Raw genomic sequence first — 8,926 nt, 5'->3', positions numbered from 1 at the left:
GCCCGCACGCCTCTCGGCGTGCGGGCCCGTCCGCGTGTGCTGGCCGGTGGACCGCTCAGGGGGCCGGGACGGTCACCACTGACCGCCGCGGCGTCGGTCCCACCGCTGCTCCATGCGTTCCATGAACGAGCCGTTGCGGCGGGTTCGACCGGCCCGGGCTGGCCGGGACGTGGTCGCGGCGGGCTGCCCCTCGGCACGTGGACCCGCCCCCCGCGCCGGCGAGAAGGCCCAGATCGCCCCGGCGAGCATGACGATGAAACCGCCTGCCCCCAGCCAGATCCGGCTCGTGCTGGCCCCGACGACGAGGAGCACGAGACCCGCCACGACGGCCGCGATGCCGATGACGAGGCGCCGGCGGGCGGCGCGACCGTGGCGGGAACCGCGCATGGCGTTGGCGAACTTGGGATCGTCCGCGGACAGCGCACGTTCCATCTGCTCGAGCAGACGCTGCTCATGTTCCGAGAGCGGCACCTGTACCTCCTGGCGTGCGCACGATGTGTGTCAAGGATAGGTCCCGCGAGCGGGAGGCGAAACTCGGACTAGCACACGGCCCACCACCCCGGTCCGCCGGGGAGCGCGTCGGGAGGGCTCCAGTCCTCCACCGCCCCAACGACGGGGCCCCCGGCGAGAGTTCCGGGAACCGGGAACCGGTCGGTGGGCGGCTCGCGCGACGTGGCGGATCTCACACTGCCCGCCGGATCCACGGGCCCGCCCGGTCGACAGCGCCGTCCACCTCCCGCCGGCCGGCGGGCGGGTCAGCGGGTGGCGTGCAGGTGCAGGTGCCCGGCGAGGGCCAGCAGCTCCGGGGAGCGCGCCGCACGGGCCTCCAGCTCGCGCAGCAGGGCCGCCTCCGCCTCGGACTCCGCGCAGGCGGCGGGCACCAGGTCGCTGAACGTCCGGGTCCCCTCCACCCCGGTGACCGTGAAGCCGGCCGCCTCGGCCAGCTCCACGGCTCCGGCGCGGTCGAAGCGGCGGCGCAGCGGGTCGCTGCCGCTCCACCGGTGGTCCGGATCGGACAGGGCGTGCAGGGCCTGGGGCAGCTGCCCGGCCAGGACGCGGGCCAGCACGGTGGCGGGCCACTGGGTGACGAGCAGGCTGAGCCGGCCGCCGGGGCGCAGGACGTCGTGCGCGGCCCGCAGGGCGGCGGAGGGGTCCTCCACCACCTCCAGCACGCCGTGGCACAGCAGCACGTCGGCGCTGCCGGGCGGCAGCAGACCCGCCAGCTCGGTCGCGTCGCCCTGCACGGAGCGCACCCGGGCGGACAACCCGGCCTCGGCGGTGCGCCGCTCCAGCGCCGCCAGGGCGTCCGGCGAGGGGTCCACGACGACCACGTCGTGCCCCAGGGCGGCGACCCGCACGGCCAGCCCCCCGGTCCCGCCGCCGAGGTCGACCACCGACCGCGGGCCCGCGGCGCCGCCCGCACCGGCACCGGCCAGCAGGCGCTGCACCCCGTCCCAGAGGACCGTCGACGTGCGGGGGCGGCCCCGTTCCTTCGCCACGCGTTCCTCCCAGCGCTCGCGGACGAGCCCCACCCTAGACACCGGGCGCTCCCCCGCCGAGGTGCCACCCGCGGCGCGTCCCCGCCGACGCCGCACCCCACCCGCCGGCTCACCGCCCCGCGCTGCCCGGGCTCGCACGCCGCGGCCGGTGCGCACCGCGGGTGGCGAGGTCGACGCCGAGGACGGGGCGAGACCGCCCGCGGAAGGACGGGAGCGGTGCGGTGGAGCCTCAGCTGGCCAGGGGGTGCAGCCGGCTGAGGCCGAGCAGGGACTCCACGACGCGGTGGAAGGCCACCGCGTCGTCCAGCAGGGCGTCGGCCGCGGCGGCGTCGACGAGGTCACCGCGACCGGCCTCGACGCGCGCGCGCAGCGGCGCGGTGGCGGTGAAGCGGCGCGCCCACTCCGCCAGGTCCGCGTCCAGGCGGGGCAGCATCTCCCAGACGCTGCGCGGCTGGCTGCGCCGCGGGGCGGTGGGTCGGCCGTGCACGGCGACGAGCGCCGCACCGGCCCGCAGGGCGGACAGGTGGGCGTGGACGTAGCGCTCACCGGGGTCGGTGGCACCGGCCGCGGCGCGCAGCTCGCTCTCGCACCGCTCGAGCAGGTCCAGGGCTGCGGTGGTCAGGGGTCGGGGGCGGTCGGCGGTACCCTCGGGGGCGCCGCCGGGGGAAGATGCCCTCGGGGTGGTCATCGCGGTTCACCTCTCCGGTGGTGTCCGGACGTCAGTCGCTGACGCGCAGCAGCCGCCACGCGCCGTCGTCCCCCCTGAGTACCAGTCGCCTCCGACACGACCGCGCCCGGCGAGGTCGCGGTGCGGGCCGGCACGGGGCGCACCAGGTCGTGGACGCCCGCGACGGCGCGGCCGACGGCCGCTCCCACCAGGCGCTGCGCTCGTGCCAGCACCCCAGCAGGGTGTGCACCAGGTGCAGCCGGCTGCGCCGGACGAACCGCACCGGGACTCCCGGGGGAGCCCCAGGGCGCCGCACCGCACGCGCACCTCGTCCGAGAGACGTCGCACCGGGCTCACCGTCGGTTCCCCCTCCGCTCCAGCCGGCACCGCGGGCCCACCGCGGCGGGCGAACCGGGGAGGCGGCTCGTCGCGACGCGCCCGGGGCGCGGGCCGCGGGGCTTCCCCTCCCCCCGGACCGCGCCGCCGAGCGGCCACGTCGTTCGAACACCGGTTCGAACGCTCTTCGAAGCTACACCACCCCCGGGCTCCGGCGTCAACGGACGACGCACCACCCACGGGGCCCACCACCGCCCCGGCCCGTGGGCCCCACGCCGCGCGGTACCGCACCCGGGTCCCTCCCCAGTGCGACTCGGCGCGACGGGCGGGCCGCGGGCGCCTACCGTGGTGGTGCATGAGGTGGACGACCGCCGGTTGCGCCCCCGCCGCGGGCGACCTCCTCGTCGCGCCCCCCACCACCGCCCCACCGGCGACCGCCGCGCCCTCCGCGGGGTCCCCCTCCGCGGCCGGGGCACCCACCGCGGGACCCGTCCACGAGGACGGGCACCCCGCCGTGGCCGCCACCGGACGGGCCCTGGCGGACCTCGGCGCCAGCGGGCGGGTGGTGCACCTGCCCGCCGCGGCGCGCGGACCCGCCGCCGTCGCCCGCCACCTGGGCGTGCCGGTGGCTGCCGTCGCCCGCAGCGCCCTGCTGCGCGGACCGGGCGACCAGCTCGTCCTGGTGATCGCCTCCGGCGCCCACGAGCTCTTCCCCCCGCTGCTCGCCGCGGTGCTGGGCGTGCCGTCCCTGGAGGCGGTGACGGAGGCGGAGACGCTGCGCCGCACCGGCTCGCCGCCCGGGAGCACCTCACCGGTCGGACTGGCCGAGCCGCTGCCCACCTGCGTCGACGTGACGCTGGCCGTGCACCCGGTGGTGTGGGTGCCCGCCGGGCACCCGCGCGCGGTGTTCCCCACCCGCTACGACGAGCTGCTGCGGCTGGCTGCCGCCCACCCCGTCGAACTGGGGTGAACCGGGTCGGGTGAACTGGGTCGGGTGGACGGGTTCCTGGAGGGCATGGCGGTCCGGGAGGTGAGCAGCGCCGGCGCCGGGGCGCCGCGGGTGCTGCTGGTGCACGGGCTGGGCGGGGCGGGCAGCACCTGGTCCCTGGTGGCGCCCGCCCTGGCGCACCGGTTCCGCCTGCTGCTGGTCGACCTGCCCGGCCACGGGGCCAGCCCGCCGCCCGAGCCGACCGAGGGACCCGGCGCCATGCGCGCCGCGGAGCTGGGCCGGCGGTTGCGGCGGGCGGCGGTGCGGCTGCGCGAGGCCGAGGGGCGCCCGGTCCACCTGGTGGGGCACTCCCTGGGCGGGTGGGTGTGCCTGGAGGCCGCGGCCGCCGACGGGGCGGGTGACCCCGACGAGCGGCTGGGCGCGGACCGGCCGGCCCCGGCCGTGGCCGGCGTGGTGGCCCTCGCCCCCGCGGGCCTGTGGACGGCACCGCGCCGCCGCCCGCCCCTGCTGCCCACCGGTCAGCGCTTCGCCCGCTGGTACGCGCGGGCCGCGCCCCGGCTGCCGTTCGACCCGCTGCCCACCCGCTGGGGGCGCACCCTGGCCTTCGCGGCCACCAGCGCCGCACCGCGCGCGCTGCCGGCGGCGCTGGCGCGCGAGGCCGTGCTCTCGGTGGCCTCGGCGGCGGGGTACGCGGCGGCGGACGCCGGCCTGGCCGCGGGCGCGTTCACCCGCGGCGCGGACGTGCGGGTGCCGGTCGCGGTGGTCGCCGGCCGCCGCGACCGGGTGCTGCCGCCGACCCACCTGCGCCGCGAGGCCGCACCGCCGCACGCGCACTGGCTGGAGTGGGACCGCTGCGGGCACGTGCCCGCCTGGGACCGCCCGGCCGACGTGGTGGACCTGGTGCGCCGGCACGTGCACGAGGCCGAGCGGACGGGCGCGGGCCGGCCGGGGACCGGCGAGCCGGCCGGGCGCCCCGGCGCGTAGCGTCGCCCGGGTGCCAGCCCCCGCCGCCCCGCACGTCGAGGGCTCCCCCGCCCTGGTGACCCTCGACGTGTGGGGCGTGGTGCCGCGGGCCGTGCCGGGGGCGCTGGCCCGGATGGCGCTGGACCGCCGCGCGCTGGCCCGCACGCCCGGGGCCCGCTTCGCGAAGCTGCTCGGCACCGGTGACGGGCGCACCTTCACGGTGCGCGACGCCGACCCGCTGCGCTGGGCGGTGCTGGTGGCGTGGCGCTCGGCCGCGGACGCGAGCGCCTTCGAGGCGTCCGCGACGGTGCGGGCCTGGCGGCGGCTGTCGCGCGAGCGCCTGCGGGTGGAGATGACGCCGCTGACCAGCCGGGGCCGCTGGGGCGGGCGCGAGCCGTTCGGGGCCGTGGACGCGCGCTCGGCTCGGGCGCACGAGGGGCCGGTGGCGTCCATCACCCGGGCACGGCTGCGGCCGCTGCGGGCCGTCTCGTTCTGGCGCTCGGTGCCGCCGGTGGCCGCGGACCTGCACCGGGTCCGGGGGCTGCGGTGCGCGCTGGGCGTCGGGGAGGCACCGCTGGGGTACCAGGGCACCTTCTCGCTGTGGGACTCCACGGCGGCGCTGCGGGAGTTCGCGCACCGCCGTCCCGCGCACGTGGACGTCATGGACCGCACCCCCGGGCAGGGCTGGTACGCCGAGGAGCTGTTCGCGCGGTTCGCGGTCCGCTGCGTCACCGGGACGCTGGACGGGCGAGCTCCCTGAGCCGTCCGGGTGCCGTCGCGCCCGCGCGCACCCGGGCGGGGCGCAGCGGACGCACGATGGCGGTGTGGACACCTCTCTCGGCGCGCTGCTGACCGCGCTCGTCCGCGGCGCCGGGCGGGCGCTGGTCCTGCTGTGGTGGTGGGGCCCGCGCCCCGAGCAGGTGCCGCCCGCCGCGGCGCCGGCGAGCCGCTCGCGCACCTGGCGGGCCTACCGCGGGGCGTGGCGCGCGGGCCGGGTGCTGGGCTGGGTGTGGGGGCTGAGCGTCGCGGCGGTGCTCGCCGGGCTGCTCGTCGGGGTGCTCGTCACCGGGGGGTGAGACCGGGGGTGGGACAGCCCCTCCCCCGCACGCCGCCGTCCGCGCCCGTCCCTAGAGTGGCGCGGTGCCCAGCAGACTCGCCCCTGTCCTCGCCGGGGCCCTCACCGGCGCCGCGGTCCTGACGCAGGTGGCCCACCCGCTGCTGCGCGGTGAGGCCCTGCGGCGCGCGACGATCGGCTCGGTGGGCGTCTTCTGCGCCGCCGCGGTGGCCGACGCGACCCGCCGCGGGGGCGTGCGCGGGGGTGCGACGGCCCTGGCGGTCGCGGGCGGGCTGGGCCTGGTGGCCGAGGCGGTGGGCACCCGCACCGGGCTGCCGTTCGGCCGCTACCGCTACGCGGGGACGCTGGGCCCGCAGGTGCTGGGCGTGCCGGTCGCGGTGCCGCTGGCGTGGACGATGATGGCCTGGCCGGCGGTGCAGCTGGGGCGCCGGCTGGCCCCCCGCGGCCGGGCGCGGCACGCGGTGGCCGTGGGCGCGGCCGCGTGGACGCTGGCGAGCTGGGACCTGTTCCTGGACCCGCAGATGACGGCCGCCGGGCACTGGAGCTTCGAGACCCCGCACCCGCACCTGCCCGGCCTGCCCGGCATCCCGCTGAGCAACTACGCCGGCTGGCTGCTGACCGCGACGAGCATCTGCGCGGCCCTGCACGCCCTGGTGCCCGAGGAGCGGGAGGCACCGGTGCCGCAGGCGGTGCCGGGCTGGCTGCTGGGCTGGACCTGGCTGGGCTCCACGCTGGGCAACGCGGTCTTCTTCCGCCGCCCCGCGGCCGCGGTGTGGGGCGGGCTGGGGATGAGCCTGACGGTGGGCCCGTACCTGCGCTCGCTGCGGCGGCGGGCGTGAGCCGGGTGCGCGCGGCGCTGCGCGCGCTGACGTGGGCGGGTTCCGCCGCGGCCACCGCCCTGACCGCGCACTCGCTGCTCAACGCGCGGGCGCTGCGCACGCCCTCGCTGGACCCGCCGCCCGTCGCGGGCCGGGTCAGCGTGCTGCTGCCGGTGCGCGACGAGCAGGGACGGGTCGGCGCCTGCCTGGCGGCGCTGCTGGACCAGGTGGGCGTGGCCGACCTGGAGGTCCTCGTCCTCGACGACGCCTCCACCGACCGCACGGCGCAGGTGGTGGCGGCCGTGGCGGCGGCGGACCCGCGGGTGCGGCTGCTGCGCGGCGACGGCCCGCCGGCGGGCTGGCTGGGCAAGCCGCACGCGTGCGCGGCGCTGGCGGCCGCGGCCACCGGTGAGGTGCTGGTGTTCGTCGACGCCGACGTGGTGCTGGCCCCGCACGCCCTGGCCGCGGGGGTGGACCTGCTGCGCGGCACCGGGCTGGACCTGGTGTGCCCGTACCCGCGCCAGCTGGCGCACACCTGGAGCGAGCGGCTGGTGCAGCCGCTGCTGCAGTGGTCGTGGCTGACGACGCTGCCGCTGCGGGCGGCGGAGGTCTCCCCGCGCCCGTCGCTGTCGGCGGCGAACGGGCAGTTCCTGCTCGTGGACGCGGCGGTGTACCGGCGCGCCGGCGGGCACGGCGCGGTGCGCGCGGCCGTGCTGGACGACGTGGGGCTGCTGCGGGCGGTCAAGGCCGCGGGGGGCCGCGGCGGGGTCGCCGACGGCACCGAGCTGGCCACGTGCCGCATGTACGAGAGCTGGCCGGCGCTGCGCGAGGGGTACGCCAAGTCGCTGTGGTCGGCCTTCGGCTCCGCGCCGGCGGCGGTGGCCGTCGCCGCCGGGCTGGTGCTGACCTACGTGCTGCCGCCGCTGGCGGCGCTGGCCGGTTCGCGGGCCGGGGCGGCCGGGTACGCCGCGGCCGTGGTGGGCCGCTACGCCGCGGCCGAGCGCACCGGTGGCCGTTCCCTGCCGGACGCGCTGGGGCACCCGGCGTCGGTGGCGCTGCTGGTCGGGCTGCTGGCCGACTCGTGGCGGCGGCACCGGCGCGGGGAGCTGACGTGGAAGGGGCGGACGCTGCCGTGAGCCGCGTCGTGGTGGTCGGCGCCGGGCTGGCCGGGCTGTCGGCCGCGGCCCGGCTGGCGGCCCTCGGGCACGACGTCGTGGTGTGCGAGCAGGCGGAGCGGGTGGGCGGCAAGCTCGGCTGGTTCAGCCGCGACGGCTTCTCCTTCGACACCGGCCCGTCGCTGCTGACGCTGCCGGCGGTGCAGCGCGACCTGTTCCTGAAGACGGGAGCGCCGATCGAGTCGGTGCTGGACGTGGTGCCGCTGGACCCGGTGGCGCACTACCGCTTCGCCGACGGCACCGAGCTGGACCTGCCCGGCGGCGGGCTGCCGCGGGTGGCCGCCGCGCTGGACGAGGCGCTGGGGGCGGGTACCGGCGAGCAGTGGACGCGGTTCCTGCAGCGGGCGGCGGCGGTGTGGGACGTGGCGCGCGGGCCGTTCCTGGAGTCGCCCCTGGAGGGGCCGCGCACGCTGCTGCGCCTGGCCCGCAGCGCCTCGGACGTGCGCACGGTGGCGCCGTGGGCGTCGCTGCGCTCGCTGGGGCGGCGCCACCTGCACGATGCGCGGCTGCGGGTGCTGCTGGACCGCTACGCCACCTACTCAGGTTCGCACCCGGCGAAGGCGCCGGCGGCGCTGGCGACGGTGCCGTTCGTGGAGCAGGCGTTCGGCGCCTGGTACGTGCGCGGCGGGCTGCACCGCCTGGCGCTGGCGGTGGCGGAGCGGGCGCGCGAGCGCGGGGTGCGGGTGCGCACGGGCGCGGCGGTGGAGCGGGTGCTGGAGGCCGGCGGCCGGGTCTCGGGGGTCCGCCTCGCGGGGGGCGAGGAGCTGCGCGCCGACGTGGTGGTCTCCGCGGTGGACGCCGCGCACCTGTACCGGGACCTGCTGCCGCGCCCGCGGCTGCGGCCGGACCCGCGACGGCGCTCCTCCTCGGGGTTCGTGCTGCTGCTGGCGCTGGACGGGCGCACCCCGGGTCTGCGGCACCACACCGTGCTCTTCCCCGACGACTACGACGCGGAGTTCGCCGACCTGGCGGCGGGGCGGCCGGTGGCCGACCCGACCGTCTACGTCAGCGCGCCCGACGACCCGGCGCTGCGGCCCTCGGAGGACACCGAGGCGTGGTTCGTGCTCGTGAACGCCCCCGTGCACGACCCGGGTGCCCGGGCGCCGGGCGGCACGGACTGGACGGACCCGGCCCTGGTGCGGGGGTACGGCGAGCGGGTGCTGGCGACGATGGCCCGCCGCGGCCTGGACGTGCGCGACCGGCTGCGCTGGTGCGAGGTGCGCACCCCCGCGGACCTGGCGCGCGCCACCGGCAGCGACGGCGGCGCCATCTACGGCACCTCCAGCGACGGGGCGCGCTCGGCGTTCCTGCGCCCGGCGAACCGCTCACCGGTGCCGGGGCTGTTCCTGGCCGGTGGCAGCGCGCACCCGGGGGGCGGGCTGCCGCTGGTGGGGCTGTCGGCGCGCATCGTGACCGACCTGATCGGCCCCGCCTGACCCTCGGG

At 79.3% G+C, this 8,926-nt stretch carries 10 protein-coding genes; 7 read left to right on the top strand and 3 right to left on the bottom strand.

Annotated elements, in window-relative coordinates; translation table 11 throughout:
- Positions 1-72 precede the first annotated feature (72 nt).
- The 3 genes from V9U69_RS02140 to V9U69_RS02130 form a co-directional block, all read right to left on the bottom strand.
- Complete coding sequence (locus V9U69_RS02140; RefSeq protein ID WP_337059644.1) at positions 73-471, bottom strand: DUF3040 domain-containing protein; 399 nt, start codon at positions 469-471, stop codon at positions 73-75.
- A 284-nt stretch (positions 472-755) separates the two neighbouring features.
- Complete coding sequence (locus V9U69_RS02135) at positions 756-1,499, bottom strand: methyltransferase domain-containing protein (RefSeq protein ID WP_337059643.1); 744 nt, start codon at positions 1,497-1,499, stop codon at positions 756-758.
- A 229-nt stretch (positions 1,500-1,728) separates the two neighbouring features.
- Complete coding sequence (locus V9U69_RS02130; protein WP_337059642.1) at positions 1,729-2,187, bottom strand: SAV_6107 family HEPN domain-containing protein; 459 nt, start codon at positions 2,185-2,187, stop codon at positions 1,729-1,731.
- Between the two features lie 670 nt (positions 2,188-2,857).
- Between V9U69_RS02130 and V9U69_RS02125 the strand changes: the two genes are divergently transcribed.
- From V9U69_RS02125 to V9U69_RS02095, 7 genes are all read left to right on the top strand, one after another.
- On the top strand, positions 2,858-3,472 hold the full coding sequence (locus V9U69_RS02125; protein ID WP_337059641.1) for an aminoacyl-tRNA deacylase: 615 nt from the start codon (positions 2,858-2,860) through the stop codon (positions 3,470-3,472).
- 24 nt (positions 3,473-3,496) lie between these two features.
- Positions 3,497-4,435: an alpha/beta fold hydrolase gene (locus V9U69_RS02120; RefSeq protein ID WP_337059640.1), complete on the top strand. Its 939-nt coding sequence runs from the start codon at positions 3,497-3,499 to the stop codon at positions 4,433-4,435.
- 10 nt (positions 4,436-4,445) lie between these two features.
- Positions 4,446-5,174: a monooxygenase gene (locus V9U69_RS02115; RefSeq protein WP_337059639.1), complete on the top strand. Its 729-nt coding sequence runs from the start codon at positions 4,446-4,448 to the stop codon at positions 5,172-5,174.
- Between the two features lie 64 nt (positions 5,175-5,238).
- A complete protein-coding gene (locus V9U69_RS02110; RefSeq protein WP_337059638.1) occupies positions 5,239-5,490 on the top strand; it encodes a hypothetical protein in 252 nt (83 codons plus the stop codon).
- A 64-nt stretch (positions 5,491-5,554) separates the two neighbouring features.
- On the top strand, positions 5,555-6,328 hold the full coding sequence (locus V9U69_RS02105) for a carotenoid biosynthesis protein (protein WP_337059637.1): 774 nt from the start codon (positions 5,555-5,557) through the stop codon (positions 6,326-6,328).
- Positions 6,325-7,443 (top strand): glycosyltransferase, encoded by a 1,119-nt coding sequence (locus V9U69_RS02100; RefSeq protein ID WP_337059636.1) that lies wholly within the window; start codon positions 6,325-6,327, stop codon positions 7,441-7,443. Before V9U69_RS02105 ends, V9U69_RS02100 begins: the two co-directional genes overlap by 4 nt.
- On the top strand, positions 7,440-8,918 hold the full coding sequence (locus V9U69_RS02095; RefSeq protein ID WP_337059635.1) for a phytoene desaturase family protein: 1,479 nt from the start codon (positions 7,440-7,442) through the stop codon (positions 8,916-8,918). The genes V9U69_RS02100 and V9U69_RS02095 overlap by 4 nt, the downstream gene beginning before the upstream one ends.
- Positions 8,919-8,926 lie beyond the last annotated feature (8 nt).

Origin of the sequence: Kineococcus sp. G2, from assembly GCF_037154035.1 — a bacterium.
Classification (GTDB): domain Bacteria; phylum Actinomycetota; class Actinomycetes; order Actinomycetales; family Kineococcaceae; genus Kineococcus.
The sequence above is the reverse complement of the archived record's forward strand: the minus strand, read 5'-3'. Positions and strand labels throughout refer to the sequence as shown.

Bases quoted from the DNA above. Each gene is read 5' to 3' on its own strand.
- V9U69_RS02130 (WP_337059642.1), bottom strand. From the start codon at position 2,187: ATGACCACCCCGAGGGCATCTTCCCCCGGCGGCGCCCCCGAGGGTACC.
- V9U69_RS02125 (WP_337059641.1), top strand. From the start codon at position 2,858: ATGAGGTGGACGACCGCCGGTTGCGCCCCCGCCGCGGGCGACCTCCTC.